The following is a 15,439-nucleotide window of genomic DNA, read 5'->3' on the forward strand; positions in this document are numbered from 1 at the left end:
ATGATTTTTATGAATTGTCATGTGCTTCCAAGTTGACATAGGACTGAAAATTAATTAATATGTCTAAGTACTAAAACACGATTGAAATTTGATAATACGGGTGATGACCATGTCTTACAGACCAAGTGTTGAGAACGTGACCAAAGCCGGAAGCAACGAGAAAGACGGATTGTACGAGTTTGTCGTTAAAATGGTTGATGGCACGGCATGCCGTGTATTCTACAGCCGTTATCCGGAATGGCGGCTTACCAACATTAGCCGTCTGCAACAGTCTCCTTGTCCTATCTGCCGCAAAGATTTTATCTGCAAATGCATGGACAATTTTTCGGGAGTAATCGCTAGCCAAATGCATGAGGGACAATGGTTCGACAAAGCATTGGCCGAATAAGCAGGGCAATGAATACTGATAGGCACGGGGAATATTCCTCGTGCTTTTTTCATTTCACATTTTATTGACTTATAGAGTTCGTTATAATGGTTATGTGGAGGTGTTATCGTCAATGGATATGGAACATTCGGAGCCGGATGCTGTTATATTGTTTGACGGTGTTTGCCACCTATGTCAAGGTGTAGTCAAATTCTTGATTAAGCGCGATCCTACGGGCCGTTTCCATTTTGCATCCCTACAATCTGAGGCCGGGCGTCGGCTGTTGGAGGAGAAGGGTGTGCATGTGGAACATTTGGGTACCATCATAGTATTAGAAAAAGACAACTACTATATTCGCTCGACTGGAGCGCTGCGTATAGCGAAGAGACTCCGTTTTCCATGGCCGCTGTTATATGGATTGATCATCGTACCACGTTTTATTCGGGATGCGGTGTACCGCTTAGTTGCTGCAAACCGTTATAGGCTGTTTGGTAAGGATGAGACTTGTCTTGTTCCCACGGAGGAGCTCAGTAAACGTTTTTTGAAGGATGGCTAAAGCATGAGTGAAGGAATCCAATAAAGGGACTTGCTTGACTGTAATAACTATGTTATTCTAACTGTAAATTTAAGGAATTGAGAGCGGAAGCACCGTTCAAGAACCGATATTCGGTTTTTGGGCGGTGCTTTTTTTGCATGTTCTCGAAAGGATAGTGATGGCATGGTTCCAATCAGACTCGTATTGGCTGTTCGAGATGAACAGTACATTGAGCCCTTCCTGCATTATGTTCTTTGTAGTGATTTTCAAAGGAGATTGGTTGTAACAGCGTTCAGCAGACAAGATGCTTTTTTACGCTACATGGAAGAGTCCGGTGATCTTGTGCATGTTGTATTGGCTGAGCCTTACTTCATAGGAGATAAATCTAGTCAGGATGCCCGTCAGATTCCTTGGATTTGTCTTGGAGAAGAAGGAGTAGAGAAACATTTCATAGGAAAGTTACCGAAGTATCAGCCACTACACTCGTTGTTGTCGTCCGTTCTAGATTTATACAGAGGAGGAGGACAAGCGAGAATACCTACTGAAGGAAATTGTCCTGTTATAGGAGTATATTCTACCCTCGGTGGTTCGGGGAAGACAACGGTCGCATTGAATATGGCAAAACAGTTGGCAATGCAAGGAAAGCGAATGTTTTATTTGAATTTAGAGACGGTGAATGCCGGACTCCTATTTCAGGGAGAGACTCGCGCTGGGAGTCAGCGTGCTGGACTCGCTCGACTTCTATATGACCTTAAGGGAGATGAACAGAGGCAGCAGACAGTTATGCCTTCGGTTTCAACCTATGCGCTCAAACATTCAATTTTGCAAAGTGATACATTTGGCCCAGTGGATAATCTAAATGAAATTCTTGAGATGGAAGAGCAAGATACGATCAAGTTGATGGATTACATTGCTGATAGTGGTCTCTATGATGCTGTAATCGTGGATACCGATTCATCTCCAAACAGTAGGAGTAGGGCGGTGATGGAAAGGTCAGACAAATTAGTGTGGCTACTAACGGATGATTGGAGTGGTATGCAGAAGACGGAACTTTGGTTGGCCCATCTGGAGCGGTCTAATTCAACATTATTCAACTCGATTATGGGTAAAACATTTTTTGCTGTAAATCGATATTCTGGGGAGATGTCAGCTGCTTTGCCAAGAAAAGGGATGACCGTGGAGGCAACTCTTTCTCACATCTCTTCATGGAACCCAGGCATACAGCAGGGAGCTTTACTTCACTCGCCCCTATTTCAACGTGATGTGCTGAGGTTATGCCGTGATGTATTCAACAATAGAGAGTTTGTGGGTCAGGGAGGGCTAGCGGGTGACAGATGACTTGTTTACACACCTGCGGGGCGAGATTCGCTGTGGTCTTGATGTAACCTATTCGTTAAGTGATGATCAATTGCTGGACTATATCGAACGGCGTGTACTGGAAGAAGACAAGTTGGTTGATTTAACGGCTGCGGATAAACGGAAATGGGTGCGAAGATTATATGATTCATTTCGTGGTTTGGATGCATTGCAGCCACTTGTAGATGATCGATCTGTGACTGAGATTATGATAAATAGCCATGAGGAAATCTTTGTTGAGCGAGCTGGAGAGGTCTATCGTCTTCCTACGAAATTTGAATCTAGAGAGAAACTTGAAGACATTATTCAAAGTATCGTTTCAGGAGTGAATAGGGTAGTCAACGAATCATCACCCATTGTGGATGCGAGACTAAAGAATGGTTCACGGGTCAACATTGTGCTTCCACCTGTTGCACTAAAGGGGCCGACTATGACGATTCGTAAATTTCCAGATCGACCTATGACGATGGAGCAGTTAGTTGCTTGGGATTCACTCAGCACTGAGGCAGCGGCATTTCTTCAGACGCTGGTTCGAAGCAAATACAATATTTTTATAAGCGGTGGTACGGGGTCCGGTAAGACCACATTCCTCAATGCACTCTCCCAATACATACCACCCGATGAACGGATCATTACAATCGAAGACTCAGCAGAGTTACAAATAGTCACCGTTCCTAATCTGGTATCGCTCGAGACACGTAACGCGAATACCGAAGGTAAAGGGGAGATTTCCGTAAGGGACTTAATCCGTTCTTCTCTTCGGATGCGGCCTAATCGGATCGTTGTGGGTGAAGTCCGGGGTGGAGAGGCTCTTGACATGCTACAGGCGATATCTATTATATAGGACATTTATAAACACAAAAAATATGTGTTAGGAGATATTTATTTTGATAAAAATAATTGTTAGCTACAGTTTTCTGTACCTTGTTGGAACTGGCAAGTTTTCATTGCAAACCAAATCAACAATAGTGAGCATAAACGCTGATTTAGATAATATTAACACAATGTGTGAAGAGGCTAAGGAAAAGGTTGGGCTGTTCGAACTTGTCTCAACTAATCAAATTAAGGTTTATGGGTTTATGAGGGTTGATGATAAATAGGCTATTTGTTTCTTTATTAGCAATGCAACATACAAAGCAATCAGTATGTGCAATTGCTGATCAGAGTCGCTCATGCGATGAGTTAACCATACACATATTCGCTCAGAGAGCCTGTAGAGGCCGCTGAAGGATCAACGCAAGGAAAATGGCTCTAAGCGTATAAGAAGAGCCCCTACACGGTTACAGAGACTATATAATCATCCTATAGAGGATAGTTTTTTTTATATCTTCTTATAAAAAGAGAAGGAACATGTTCACCCAAGCAAATTACACTAAAGAATAGAATAGATTCTCTATTTATTGATTATTGTATAAATGTAAGTGTATTGATGTTGAAACCTGCTGGTATAATTACTTCATAGGAGGAGTTGATACCATGACCAATGAAGACAAACAAACACTAATCGACATGTGTCTCAAAATGCCCTGTATGGAGTGTGGGAACCGTGAACATGAATACATAACTACTAATATGTTACAGGGTTCTATGACCGTCCCAGACGTTCCGACAATACGTTGCAACTCATGTCGATCATTATCCTATCCATCCTTTGCATACGACTATATGGACAGCTTTACAAGTTAAGCAATTCCCTCTGTGTCTCCTGCATCGTGAAGGAGAGCTTTAATTCAGGAATTGGGGAGTTTAAGTTTAAGGAGACTTCTGGTATTCGTAACTGATTCATCTATGTATTTAGCAATATCTAAAGTTGTCTTCAGAAGTCCGTTATGGTCTACTGATTTTCTATCTCCGCCATTTTTTATTCCCCAATACTCCTTCAAAAAACCAGCGATCCTCCCCTTCCTGATTGGGTCACTTTCGGCTTCACCTCTACGTTCAATATTCTCAGCTATAGTTTTTAAACTTGCTTTATGAATCAATTTATTATTGGAATATAATCTTTAAGATGATAAAGTATAGTAAAAATTTATACTGTGGAGTGTGATTTAAATGGAATACATTTTACAAGATATAGATATCTTTGATACGACTCTCGCAGATAAATTGAATAATGCTATGATGACCACAATGGACGCATTTGAACAAGGAAATGAATATAATCTAACCGTTAGCTTTCATGAGTCTCTTTTAGATGACTACTCGAGAATCTATATGCTTAACATTCCAGATATTGACGCTAAAAATAATAACACAATGGAAGATAAAATCCATAATTTACTTTCTTTCCAAATACAAAAAATTGAAAATATTATTACTCAAAATGGAATAAACCTGATGGCTGTAGGTATACAAGGTGAAACTTTAGAAGTACTAAATATGATCAAGATACAAATTAATAAAGTCGAATCTGAACCCAAAAAATCTAAGAAGAACCCCTTAAAAGTAACAATGATTATACCTAGCTTAACATATCTAGATGATTTGGCAGAAACAGCAATAGAAATAATTTTAAATGAATGTGTAATACCACAAATAGTTTTGGAGTCATTGGGAAAGGGAAATGATGTTAATCGAAAAAGCCACGGAGAATCAAATTAAGATAAATGGTTGCATGTCATTATAAATTAACGGAGGTAATTAACGTATAATGGAAGCTAAAAGTGCAACTTACACTATTTTATTTGATGGGGAACATTATGATTATGTTGAAAATATAGATGGTTCGAAAATCATATCGAAAGAGAGGAACAAAAGAGGTTTTAAAATATATATAGAGGTGTCTGGTGATCCTGAAGAACATAAAGAGGGAATGCAGGCAGTGAAGGATTTTTTTGTGAAATCATACATGTAAATTTAAGCCCTTGAGACAATACCTCAGGGGCTTTTTTGCTCTTAATGCATGACACTGAATGATTAATTAACTTCCTCAAATTGCATTAACTCAGAAATATCTTTGATATTTAAAGCAAGTGCTATTTTCTCAAGCATCTCTAAGTTCACTTCTTTTCTTTTAGTTTTAGGGCTGCATAGCTGCGATATTCTCGCTTGATTGACCCCCGACTTTTCTGATAATTGCATCTGTGTCATTCCATTCTTTTTTAAAACCTCTTTTAGTTTGATATTTAATATAAGCATAATAAATAGACCTCCTAAAAATAGGTTGACAATATTCGCATTAGAGAATAATATAGTGAATATAAGAAATATTCGCATTAGCGAATAATATTTACTAGAAGATTATAACATCACTCAAAAGGAATGTACACATATTTCCTTGCTTTCCTATACCTATTTTTAAGGAGGAACCAAAATGACCACACAACAAAATATCATTAACCGAGTTTCCACAAAAGATCTATTTAACGCAATCAAGCATGATCTATCAACACATTTTCCAGTGACAGAGTTCAACATGAAGGAAATCATCGAAAGCAAGTCAACCTTTATAGAAGTTTCATGGCAAAACGATGGAATCTATGTTGAAGCTAAGCTAATCATTGATGGTATATTCGATAAACTGGGTATCTTTTTCCTACCAGTGATGAAAATAACTCCTCAACACCAAATACTAATTGAGGAGAAGGCTGAAGCAATGGGATTACCATTTAAATGGTTTCAGTGGGGTTGTGCTGGTCGTAATTCTGAGCCACTACATAGAAAGCAATTCTCTTCTGACGACTTAGAGAAGGCAAACAGAGCGCTTTACGAGGAGAAGTTAAATACTTCAACATCAAACTGATTATATGAAATAGGAGGGTAAATTTTGAAGAGTAGTCCAATCACGTCTTACTTTATTGATAAAGGCAGCATTGGTAACATTAGGGTTAGAATGGATTGTTTAGTAAAGGAAGGTTGCAGGAGGGATATAGCCATTGACAGACGAATAGAGATTCGGGCAGAATTGACGAAAAACAGAAGGGAATTAAGGACTGAGAGGTCACTGTAAACTTAGTACAAAGTGAATAAATAATATGCAGCCTTTACGGCGAGTAGGTGTTTGAATTAGAATGGACAAGGGAGAAAATATTTAAAAACACAAAACAACCTTGACTTTTTGGATTCCAAAATGATAAGGTTGAAAAGAATAGGTGGATTCTCTATCATCTATTCTTGCTTTTCTATTTAATTTAATCTTGGTGATGAAGCAGAATCTTCTAAATTCGAATATCTATTTACCAGTAGTATCCATAAACCCGTGTATAATTATATTATATACGGATTATATGTTCATTTTAGATGAAAGTCAAGTTCCTAAATCATTAAAATTCCACGTTTTTAAATACGTGTTTACATAGATAGCTGAGTTGAGATGAGACTAGACTAGGAGATCTATTACAAAAAATATCGGGAGATGAATGGATGATTGATACGGACAATAAATCGGAAGTGAAAGAATGTGCAAAATGTATTGATTTGTTACCATTAGCTAGTTTTCAAGACAGAAAAAATAGTAAGGACGGAAAGGATATTTGGTGTAAAGCATGTCGCAATGATTATTTAGCCAATTGGAGAAAACAGAAGTTTAAGGAAGATCCATATATTTATTCATTGTATAGCTCAGTTCACAATGCTTATTATCGAGGTCAACCAGATTATACTGTTTCACCCTACGAAAAGATACTTTGTGAGTGGGAAAGTCCAAGTGATTTTATGAATTACTTAGAGCACAATAAAGATTGGATGGAAGACTGGAAAAAACAAGTTGATATTTATCTTGAAACTGGTGACCTTAATGACAAACCTTCGGTGGATCGTATCAATCCTAATGGCCATTATTCACGGGAGAACATAAGGGTTAAACCATTAGGCGAGAATAAATTGATGGGTGCAAGTAAGCCATGCGAAGTATGGATTATAAAAAACAAACAAATGAGTAGCGCTGAAGTTGTTGATGTGCCTAGTAAAAAAGACTTGAAACAGATACTCATAGATCGTGATATCCCATATAGTTTAATTAAAAATATTGACGAAGGAATCATCCAAGACGTTGGCAATAACACACAAATAATCCTCCAAAGTAAAGATGGAGCATTACATAAAAGTGAAAAACCACTATATAGATTAGAAACACATTACCAGAGATTCTTAGTTAATCTAGATACGAATCAAGAATATTTAATAGTTGATGAAGTCTCAAGCTTTAATACTGGCGGGATACGATTGGGTAGAAAGTAAGAGTAATACATAACTAGTTGAAGTACTGATACATAATAATACATATTGGGGGCGGGGGAGTTACCTGCTTCCCGCCCTCCTAATATAATTAGAGAGGATAATTTATAAATGAGTTTATTTTGCGCAGCTTTTTTTAACAACAACCAGGAGATTGCAATAGCAGCAGATACAAGGGCTTGTACCGTAATTGACGGTATTCAATATCAAATATCAGATGACATGGAGAAGCTTTACAGCAACGGTAAGGGACTCTGTTTTTATTGCTCAGGCGAAGCAGAGATGAGCAAAGAAGTTGCTGAGCAAGTTTTGCAATTAGAAGAAGGGTACCTACATACATATTCCATTCTAGAGATACTAGAAAAAACATATACCAAACATATAAAAAAGAATCCTGCAATTATGGACTTTAAGCACACACTACAATTTGTAATTCCTGTGCGAGAAAATGGATTGTGGAGAGTCATCTATTTCGATAATGAGAATGCCTTTAAACCGTATATATATTCTGCCGACACAGACGAAGTATATACCTTTGCCATAGGCAAGGGGTTACATATTGCTCAACCAATATTGCAGAAGGCACTCAATGACAGCAACGCCAACAAGAATAGCGTTTTTAAAACCTTTCTTAAGGCCTATTCTGAAGCCGCTGATTCAGGTTGTGGCGGGACGATGCATTACGTTGCCTTTACTAACAAAGGTTTAATTGAAAAATCTGCTCCAATCCCTGACCATAAAGTGATTAGTAAGCTTGAGGATTCTTTCCCTCATTTGAAGCATGGTCAAGGAGACGGAATCATCCTTAACCATGATGGCACCAATAAATCAGGAGTCGCCAATATTAATAAGCCTAACGGCCTGTGGAGTTTTGTTTACAATAACAGTAATTATGGTAGAGAGCGAAGATTGATCATGCAAGATGAGGGTGTAGAGCTAAGCTCTGAAACGGGTGATGTGGTAATTGGACATGATAACGGTTCATTCATCCGCATCAGAAATAATGGGGATATAGAAATTAATTCCATTGGAAAATTTAAGGTTAATGGACAAGAGTACTTATTCGAATAGGAGACAATTTTTATGAAACAAGATAATCCACGTTATATATACATAACTGATCTGGAGTTAGTCAAATGTTTAAGATCAAAGGGCTATAGACACATAGAGACAGGTTTCAATGAATCTACAAATGAGCAACACTGGAAATACAAGGATTCAAACGAATTGTCTGACGTTGTCATCCCTTGGGAAACTGAGAAGAAATTGAAAAAATATTCACTTGATAGATGGATCATGTAATAAGTTTGTTTATATAAACGGGCGGGAGAGCATTGATCCTGCTCTCCTTCTCATATAGGGAGGAACGCTATTTTTGAATAAGATAAACACAAAGGAATTTTTTAACACAATTAGTAACGGGCAGAAACTCAATTTTGAGTACATATATGAGCAAGGGAAATCAGTGGGTAACTTTCCTCATAAGAGTAAAATGAAGTATTACAGTAAGGCGGCTATTTCAGAGTTTAAAGAATGGAATTCTAAAGGATATGGAATCTATTTTGTTCCAAACGGTGGAGGATATAAAGATACTGAGATTGCAGAATATCGTTCCTGTTTTTCCGATCTAGATATTAAGGATGAGATAATGCATGAGATTATCAGTAGCGGCTTTAAAGGTGAAAATGATGAATTGAAAAAACTTGTGACAGATAAATTTCAATGCATATCTGATGTTGAAAGACTTAAATATAAACAGATTTTTATGGATCGAGTGAATGCATTAAAACATAATGGAATTCCGCCGAGCGCTATAACTGAAACTAAAAATGGTTTTCATGCATATTATTTTTTGAATACAGGAACTCAAAAAGAACAATTTGAAACGATAGAAGGATTACTTATTTATTGTCTCAATGGTGATTTGGCTGTTAAAAATCCAGCAAGATTGTTGAGAGTTCCAGAGACTCAGCATTTAAAGAATCCAAGTGATCCATATACGATTGAAATAAAGGAATGGAACCCTGAGAGAAGATATGATCCAGACAGCCTGATAACGGCTTTAAGTGATCTTCAAGATCACAAGGAACAGAAATCGTTGCTATTCGTAAATCCTCTTAAAAAACCTTTGTATAAGTCTAAACTGATTCCTAAAATCGGGGGATTACCATCAAGGAAAGGCATTGATTATTCTTCGTTTAGATTAGGAAACATTTCGTTAATAAGTAAAGGGTTTGAAGGTTTAAACGAGCTAAAGATGAGATTAGATTTAAACCATCAAGAGGATTTATGTTACATTGATCGTTCCGATATTCGGCAATATTTAAAACGTCAAAATTTAATGGATTTTCTTGGTCTTGAATCAAAACGATTTTTTTGCCTGTTCCATCAAAGTAGTAACCCAAGCAGTGGAAGTATCTATGTACATGAAGATAAATACTTTTACAAGTGTCATAGCTCCAGTTGCGGTGTGCATTATGACATAATTCAGATTGTTGAGAGATTAACAGGTCTTCCAGTACATAAAGCTTTTGACTACCTTAAACAAATATATAATATCGCTGAAAATAAAATTGATTGGCAGATTGAGCAAGAGCAACTTATTGATATTAATTTAGACATCATCGAGCGATTTAGATATGATGTTGAGTTGCGTCAGAGTTACCCATATTTAACTAAGTTTCTAGATACAAAAGGCACAATGGGATTACTTATTCAAATTCATGAGTTAGCTAGACGTAAGTTGCCACAATTATCCAAAGTAGCAGATATGAATAATGCTATTGTATTTGCTCCGATGAATATGGTGGTTAATGAGATATTAAATAATACAGGATCAGGTCTTAACAACATAGACAATGCAAATACAAAAGCGGTTATCATGATTTTTATGTACATACTAAATTGTATTGGATTAGATCAGTTACCTGATGAGCTTCAAAGAAAAGCTAAAGAGTTTCAAGAAAAGGATAAAGAGCGGAATGGAAAGGTAGCTCTTTATAAACACTTAGCTAGGTATTATGAGATCGTAAGTTTAGATACAGATCGGCTTATACTAGCTGAAGAAATGGCGGAATTTTTTTATCAAAGACACATGACATTATCAGGATTCAATCGAGAACAATTAATAAGGCTTTGTGGCAGCGAAGAAGCTGATCGAGTGTTTCCAGATCGGATTGATGAAGAAGTATCAGACATTAATAAGTCAATAACTCAAGAGGTACAGACACTCGTTACTTATTTTATAGAAGCAAAAGGCTGGACAAATGACAGCGAAATTGCTGAAAATCTTGTCATTCCTAACTTTGATATTAAACAAGGGTTTAAAGATACATTTAAATACATAAAAAGGAAAGAGTCTGAAGCTATTGATTCAATGCATATTAAAGACAATGATAGCAAAATGTTGAAATGGTATCGCAATTTTATAATGAAAAAGCTAAGGATTAACATGCCTGGAATTACATATCATTCTGGACTCAAAAAGTCGAGAATTAATAAGGAATTAAGAAGAGTATTGGATATTCCTGAAAACATAAATGGTTACGTGTATCACACAGATCAAATTATTGGACAGGATATTGATACTATACATATTGAGGACAAGGCTACTCATATAAAGAGGCTTAAGGCAGAGGATTCAAGTTTATCGAATAGTAAGATTGCTAGTATTGTTAAATGTAGTAGGCAGTATGTTTCTAATGTATTGAAGAGTAGTTAGAGTTTAAGTTTAATATTAATTATTTGATTAACTGTCAACTAAATCATCGTCACTCAACGGGTCATATCAGTAGACAAAAGAATGAAAAGATATGAGGTGGTTACCGACATGATTTTAGTTGACGGTTTTAATAGGAAGAGACAAATACAATTTAAGTAGTTAATGTAGGGTGAGATGATTTAATTCTCACTCTTTTTGCAAGTTTGGTGTGTTAATATTTGGATTATAACGGAAGTGTTGATGGTATAATTCAGATATTAACATAAACTCAAGATTGTAAGTTAATAAAAAACAATCGTTCGTGAACGCCCGAATGAAAGACATAAGAAAGTCATTAAGCTCTTCGGATTTAATTCCTGAAAGTCAAATAACGGTTTTGGGTTGGGAAATTGCTAAGCGGATAAAAAACTGATTTCATGAGGAGATTTGAGGATGATTAATTCGATTGATGCCCTAGAAGGATTGATAGAAGAGATAGAAAATCAATTATTACAATCGAAGAAATATAGTCTATATTCTGATAATTGGACTAAGGAATTACCTTCGTATGCGGGTATTTACATTATTCGAAATGGAGAAAAAATTGTGTATGTCGGAGAGACCGCAAATATCAAAGACAGAATGAAAAAAGATATGAAGAATACACAAAACCATACTATTAGAAGAAATATTGGTAAATATCACTACTCCAATCACTCAGAGTATTATCCAGCGACCTCTAAGAAGAAGTTTGCTCCAAGTATTGAATCATTAATCAATGAATATTGTTCAAAATTTTTAACCGTATCTTTTGCGGTAGTGCATGTCGGAAGACTAGAGGTAGAAGAGTTTTTGATTATGAAATATGAACCCATCTATAACGCTAAAACTAATTCGAGATCACACAAGTGATTTCTGATAAAACGGAGATTTCATACAAATTGGAGGATTGAATGTGAGAGACAACTTTAACATCAAAAAGTTTGAACGGTGGCTTAAGAATAGCTATGGAGAAGAAATTGCGAATGCACCAGTTAATTCATTTCAACCGTATTTTACTGAATTTCCTGATGGTAAGCAGGAATTAATATTCGTTGCTAAATGTGAGAGTTGGTTGTATGAGCCACTAAAAGGAAAGACAAGTGAAGACACAGTTTTAACAAACATAAAGGCTTATCTAGAAGGCGACAAATTCATATGGGGCTTTAATATCGAATCTGTCATAAATTATGAAAGTGAAATCCCTGATGATTCGATTGAAGATTTTCTAAGTGCAATAATTAATCTTGATGCGCTGACAATTGTTATTGTAGATCATCTAACAACAAATATAGTATGGATGACAAATGATTATCCATTACAGCAAACACTATTAACTCTTAGACCTATGTTTAAGCACCTTGGGATAAGATAAATAGTCAATGAAAGATTGGTTTCATCACCTTTAAAGGAGAAATGCGAATGATGTGGGAAGCTTATAAAACTAAGGATGAGTTTAAGGACAATTGTCAGTGTTGGTATCAAATTTTAGATTTTGTAAAGAGCATAGAAGATACTGATACAAGATGGTATTTTGATATATGCTACAATCACTACCCAGAAAAAAGGTATTCAACGATATTTAAATCATACAACACTGAAGAGTATAAAGATTATGTCCTAAGTGTTGAAGCAAAGTTTGATGAAGAACTTAGAAAATACGAATTTAGAGTCGTAAAGAAAGTGGATAATTTATAGTAGACATAAGATAAAAAAATACTAGTTTTATTGAGAGAAGGTTAAATTTGAGTACTCAGCAGCAGTTAATTATCCATATAGATTGGGATGGCCCATATTCATTAGATCAGCTTAAGGGGCTTATGGATAGTAAAACAGAAAAAGGTATCTATCAGGTATATGGTACTCATCCAGTTTACGGGAAAGATGTTCTACTTTATATCGGGAAAACGGGTAATCAAACGTTTGGGAAAAGGATTCTCCAAGAAAAGTGGGAAAACACAAATAATTATGGCGATATTAAATTTCATGTTGGTAGATTGGCAGGAAGCAATACTCCATCTAATGAGATTTGGGTGCATGAAATTGACTTAGCAGAAAGACTGCTGATTTATGCTCACAAGCCAGCATTTAATTCAATGAGTCTTCAAACAGTCCCTCATCATGATTTGCACAATGTTCATATCCTCAACTGGGGGTTATTTAATCAAGTGATGCCAGAGGTATCAGGGTTGCGTTGGACTAATATTTTGGATAATATGCCGAATTATGAGGTTTACGGCGAGCATTAAATTGACATGAAAGAGCTGATTTATCTGGGAGGATGAGATGGAATCGTTGAATGGACTGTTCCTAGAAAAAATGAAAATGTTGGTTCATTGTCATACAGGTCTGCCTCTAATAAAACTTGATAATGACTACTATGAGAAAACCACAATGTTTATGGGTTATAACTTGGGCGAAAAACTTATAGCATATAATTTACCAATGTACGAACTTAATAAGAGTCAAATTCCTGAATTAATACATCTTTCATTGGAGGAGTTCTTTGAAATAGCAGTTTATCACGAAATAGGACATCATCTTGATTACATTGCAAACCCGAATAGGAAGTTATACAGAGAAATACATGTTGACGATGCGACCAATGAGTTTATTCTTGAAGGTGAACTCTATGCTTATAAATATGGTAGGGATCTTGTACCTGACTCCCTGATAAGCTATTATGACATTTTGAACCAATTCAATATAGAGAAGTACAATAAAATAAAATAGCAAATGAAACCTGAATTTCATTTAAAGAGAGGAAGTGGAACAAATAGATTTTTTAAAAATTGATAGAATTGTTATTGATTTCGATACTTTCCAAGCAATTAATAATTGGGGAAGTAAACTAGATATGGAGTCTCAAGATATTCAGCAATTTTTAAATGAAGCGATAATTGAATTCGATACAAAATTGCCTAACGAAGATATGGTTAAGATTGAACTATACTTTAATTTTAGAGATAATGGTATATTTTTTAAAATTATAAATAGACCGATTGAATTTTTAATTGATGAGAATGGCTCTGTGTCTATCGACTGTTTAGATATGACGAGAGAAGGAGTATTCGATGAATTATCAATTGAAGAGAGCAAAGAAGTAATTTTTCAATCCTTATCATTTATTGTAAATTCCTTTTCTTATATTATGTCATATATTGAACAAATCCAAGCAGATCCCAACGTCATTAGTGTTACAAAAGAACGTAGGCATATTACTAAGAAACCAAGAGGGAGAAAAGGGAAGAGTAGAAAGATTTCTTTCTCTCGAACAATTTATACGTTCGATAAATTTATTGCTTTATCAAAACGAAGCACATTCATAAGGCATAAGGAATCATGGGGGGTTCGTGGACACTTTAGGCATTATAAAGATGGAAAGATTACTTTTATAAAACCGTACACAAAAGGTAGTGGAAAAAGGCTTCCTAAACATTATGTAATTAATTCTAAATGAATGATAGTTTACTTTTAAGTGGAAGGAGATATACCTATGGTATCTTTTTTGAAGAAATTGTTTACTTCTTCAAACCAAACAAACGTTGAAACACCTAAGAAAAATTATAATACAAAACAGAGAAATAGAACAAGAGATTCGTTTAATATGAAGGTAGACCGTAATCTTAAGGGAATTGAACTGGAGAAGAGAGGCAGGATTGAAGAAGCGATTGAACTTTATGAGATGAATGTTGAAAAAGGTTTTGATGGGAATCATCCATATGACAGACTCTGTGTAATTTACAGGAAGCAAGGTAAGATTGCTGATGAAATCAGAGTTCTTGAAGAGGCAATAGGAGTGTTTGGAAAAGTGAGTAAAGAACGTTCAGATCGTGATCCGAAATTAGCAAAATTCAAAGAACGCTTAGTTAATGCTACGAAGCTTTTATAATTAAAGGTGAATTTTAAGTATAACAGGCAGGGGTAATTTGCTGAAGGACATTATGACAGGTTATTATTATTTTTGGACAACAGGAGGATCTTAACAATGGCAAAAGCAAAGGTAGCTAAGAGACCTACTAGAGATGAATTTGTATTAGAAGAACTCGGAAATCAACTTACAGAAGCTTACCAAGAGGAATCTGCGATTGAACTTACCGTGTGGGGATGGGAAGAGACAGTTAGAGGGCAGATTGATCAAATGGACTCCCGAACAGGTAGAATACATATTAAGCAAAATGGTGTAATTACTAAGGTTCCTTTTATGGATATCATGCAAGTAAATTATCCGAGAGATTAATTTTAATCAGATAACTATTTTATAGGG

At 35.9% G+C, this 15,439-nt stretch carries 21 protein-coding genes and 1 pseudogene; 20 read left to right on the forward strand and 2 right to left on the reverse strand.

What is annotated here, in order from left to right; genetic code table 11:
- Positions 1–109: 109 nt before the first annotated feature.
- From NST85_RS07545 to NST85_RS07565, 5 genes and pseudogenes are all read left to right on the forward strand, one after another.
- Positions 110–388, forward strand: a complete 279-nt coding sequence (locus NST85_RS07545; protein ID WP_127191962.1) for a hypothetical protein — start codon at positions 110–112, stop codon at positions 386–388.
- A gap of 118 nt (positions 389–506) precedes the next feature.
- Positions 507–923 carry a thiol-disulfide oxidoreductase DCC family protein gene (locus NST85_RS07550; RefSeq protein WP_307394929.1) on the forward strand — a complete coding sequence of 139 codons (417 nt, stop codon included), beginning with the start codon at positions 507–509 and terminating at the stop codon, positions 921–923.
- 162 nt (positions 924–1,085) lie between these two features.
- On the forward strand, positions 1,086–2,240 hold the full coding sequence (locus NST85_RS07555; protein WP_341188980.1) for an AAA family ATPase: 1,155 nt from the start codon (positions 1,086–1,088) through the stop codon (positions 2,238–2,240).
- A pseudogene (locus NST85_RS07560) lies at positions 2,230–3,093 on the forward strand (CpaF family protein); the annotation flags it as partial. The gene NST85_RS07555 and the pseudogene NST85_RS07560, both read left to right, overlap by 11 nt.
- Positions 3,094–3,145: 52 nt before the next feature.
- A complete protein-coding gene (locus NST85_RS07565) occupies positions 3,146–3,358 on the forward strand; it encodes a hypothetical protein (RefSeq protein WP_341188981.1) in 213 nt (70 codons plus the stop codon).
- A 630-nt stretch (positions 3,359–3,988) separates the two neighbouring features.
- Here the strand turns inward: NST85_RS07565 and NST85_RS07570 are convergent.
- Positions 3,989–4,240, reverse strand: a complete 252-nt coding sequence (locus tag NST85_RS07570; protein ID WP_341188982.1) for a hypothetical protein — start codon at positions 4,238–4,240, stop codon at positions 3,989–3,991.
- A gap of 70 nt (positions 4,241–4,310) precedes the next feature.
- Between NST85_RS07570 and NST85_RS07575 the strand changes: the two genes are divergently transcribed.
- Complete coding sequence (locus NST85_RS07575) at positions 4,311–4,859, forward strand: hypothetical protein (RefSeq protein ID WP_341188983.1); 549 nt, start codon at positions 4,311–4,313, stop codon at positions 4,857–4,859.
- A gap of 49 nt (positions 4,860–4,908) precedes the next feature.
- Positions 4,909–5,112, forward strand: coding sequence for a hypothetical protein (locus NST85_RS07580; RefSeq protein ID WP_341188984.1), 204 nt, complete (start codon positions 4,909–4,911; stop codon positions 5,110–5,112).
- Positions 5,113–5,174: 62 nt separating this feature from the next.
- On the opposite strand, the gene NST85_RS07585 is transcribed toward NST85_RS07580, so the two are convergent.
- Positions 5,175–5,396 carry a helix-turn-helix domain-containing protein gene (locus tag NST85_RS07585; protein WP_341188985.1) on the reverse strand — a complete coding sequence of 74 codons (222 nt, stop codon included), beginning with the start codon at positions 5,394–5,396 and terminating at the stop codon, positions 5,175–5,177.
- Positions 5,397–5,571: 175 nt separating this feature from the next.
- Between NST85_RS07585 and NST85_RS07590 the strand changes: the two genes are divergently transcribed.
- The 13 genes from NST85_RS07590 (at position 5,572) to NST85_RS07650 (ending at position 15,412) form a co-directional block, all read left to right on the forward strand.
- Entirely contained in the window at positions 5,572–6,000 is a 429-nt protein-coding gene (locus NST85_RS07590) for a hypothetical protein (protein ID WP_341188986.1), read from the forward strand.
- Positions 6,001–6,620: 620 nt separating this feature from the next.
- Positions 6,621–7,436 (forward strand): hypothetical protein, encoded by an 816-nt coding sequence (locus tag NST85_RS07595; RefSeq protein ID WP_341188987.1) that lies wholly within the window; start codon positions 6,621–6,623, stop codon positions 7,434–7,436.
- A 108-nt stretch (positions 7,437–7,544) separates the two neighbouring features.
- A complete protein-coding gene (locus NST85_RS07600) occupies positions 7,545–8,504 on the forward strand; it encodes a hypothetical protein (RefSeq protein ID WP_341188988.1) in 960 nt (319 codons plus the stop codon).
- A 12-nt stretch (positions 8,505–8,516) separates the two neighbouring features.
- Positions 8,517–8,735 (forward strand): hypothetical protein, encoded by a 219-nt coding sequence (locus NST85_RS07605; protein ID WP_341188989.1) that lies wholly within the window; start codon positions 8,517–8,519, stop codon positions 8,733–8,735.
- 73 nt (positions 8,736–8,808) lie between these two features.
- Positions 8,809–11,154: a hypothetical protein gene (locus tag NST85_RS07610; RefSeq protein WP_341188990.1), complete on the forward strand. Its 2,346-nt coding sequence runs from the start codon at positions 8,809–8,811 to the stop codon at positions 11,152–11,154.
- Between the two features lie 432 nt (positions 11,155–11,586).
- On the forward strand, positions 11,587–12,045 hold the full coding sequence (locus NST85_RS07615; RefSeq protein WP_341188991.1) for a GIY-YIG nuclease family protein: 459 nt from the start codon (positions 11,587–11,589) through the stop codon (positions 12,043–12,045).
- Between the two features lie 43 nt (positions 12,046–12,088).
- Entirely contained in the window at positions 12,089–12,547 is a 459-nt protein-coding gene (locus NST85_RS07620) for a hypothetical protein (protein ID WP_341188992.1), read from the forward strand.
- Positions 12,548–12,594: 47 nt separating this feature from the next.
- A complete protein-coding gene (locus tag NST85_RS07625; RefSeq protein ID WP_341188993.1) occupies positions 12,595–12,870 on the forward strand; it encodes a hypothetical protein in 276 nt (91 codons plus the stop codon).
- 47 nt (positions 12,871–12,917) lie between these two features.
- Positions 12,918–13,421: a hypothetical protein gene (locus tag NST85_RS07630; RefSeq protein WP_341188994.1), complete on the forward strand. Its 504-nt coding sequence runs from the start codon at positions 12,918–12,920 to the stop codon at positions 13,419–13,421.
- A gap of 37 nt (positions 13,422–13,458) precedes the next feature.
- Positions 13,459–13,905 (forward strand): hypothetical protein, encoded by a 447-nt coding sequence (locus tag NST85_RS07635; protein WP_341188995.1) that lies wholly within the window; start codon positions 13,459–13,461, stop codon positions 13,903–13,905.
- Between the two features lie 34 nt (positions 13,906–13,939).
- The gene (locus NST85_RS07640) at positions 13,940–14,632 is read left to right on the forward strand and encodes a hypothetical protein (RefSeq protein WP_341188996.1); all 693 of its coding nucleotides are present in this window, start codon (positions 13,940–13,942) and stop codon (positions 14,630–14,632) included.
- Between the two features lie 36 nt (positions 14,633–14,668).
- Positions 14,669–15,064: a tetratricopeptide repeat protein gene (locus NST85_RS07645; protein WP_341188997.1), complete on the forward strand. Its 396-nt coding sequence runs from the start codon at positions 14,669–14,671 to the stop codon at positions 15,062–15,064.
- A 96-nt stretch (positions 15,065–15,160) separates the two neighbouring features.
- Positions 15,161–15,412, forward strand: a complete 252-nt coding sequence (locus NST85_RS07650; RefSeq protein WP_341188998.1) for a YolD-like family protein — start codon at positions 15,161–15,163, stop codon at positions 15,410–15,412.
- The last annotated feature ends 27 nt before the right edge of the window (positions 15,413–15,439 follow it).

It is taken from the genome of Paenibacillus sp. FSL K6-2524 (assembly GCF_038005525.1).
Lineage (GTDB): Bacteria > Bacillota > Bacilli > Paenibacillales > Paenibacillaceae > Fontibacillus > Fontibacillus anaericanus.

Bases quoted from the DNA above. Each gene is read 5' to 3' on its own strand.
- NST85_RS07545 (WP_127191962.1), top strand. From the start codon at position 110: ATGTCTTACAGACCAAGTGTTGAGAACGTGACCAAAGCCGGAAGCAAC.
- NST85_RS07550 (WP_307394929.1), top strand. From the start codon at position 507: ATGGAACATTCGGAGCCGGATGCTGTTATATTGTTTGACGGTGTTTGC.
- NST85_RS07555 (WP_341188980.1), top strand. From the start codon at position 1,086: ATGGTTCCAATCAGACTCGTATTGGCTGTTCGAGATGAACAGTACATT.
- NST85_RS07575 (WP_341188983.1), top strand. From the start codon at position 4,311: ATGGAATACATTTTACAAGATATAGATATCTTTGATACGACTCTCGCA.
- NST85_RS07580 (WP_341188984.1), top strand. From the start codon at position 4,909: ATGGAAGCTAAAAGTGCAACTTACACTATTTTATTTGATGGGGAACAT.
- NST85_RS07585 (WP_341188985.1), bottom strand. From the start codon at position 5,396: ATGCTTATATTAAATATCAAACTAAAAGAGGTTTTAAAAAAGAATGGA.
- NST85_RS07590 (WP_341188986.1), top strand. From the start codon at position 5,572: ATGACCACACAACAAAATATCATTAACCGAGTTTCCACAAAAGATCTA.
- NST85_RS07595 (WP_341188987.1), top strand. From the start codon at position 6,621: ATGATTGATACGGACAATAAATCGGAAGTGAAAGAATGTGCAAAATGT.
- NST85_RS07600 (WP_341188988.1), top strand. From the start codon at position 7,545: ATGAGTTTATTTTGCGCAGCTTTTTTTAACAACAACCAGGAGATTGCA.
- NST85_RS07605 (WP_341188989.1), top strand. From the start codon at position 8,517: ATGAAACAAGATAATCCACGTTATATATACATAACTGATCTGGAGTTA.
- NST85_RS07615 (WP_341188991.1), top strand. From the start codon at position 11,587: ATGATTAATTCGATTGATGCCCTAGAAGGATTGATAGAAGAGATAGAA.
- NST85_RS07625 (WP_341188993.1), top strand. From the start codon at position 12,595: ATGATGTGGGAAGCTTATAAAACTAAGGATGAGTTTAAGGACAATTGT.
- NST85_RS07635 (WP_341188995.1), top strand. From the start codon at position 13,459: ATGGAATCGTTGAATGGACTGTTCCTAGAAAAAATGAAAATGTTGGTT.
- NST85_RS07645 (WP_341188997.1), top strand. From the start codon at position 14,669: ATGGTATCTTTTTTGAAGAAATTGTTTACTTCTTCAAACCAAACAAAC.
- NST85_RS07650 (WP_341188998.1), top strand. From the start codon at position 15,161: ATGGCAAAAGCAAAGGTAGCTAAGAGACCTACTAGAGATGAATTTGTA.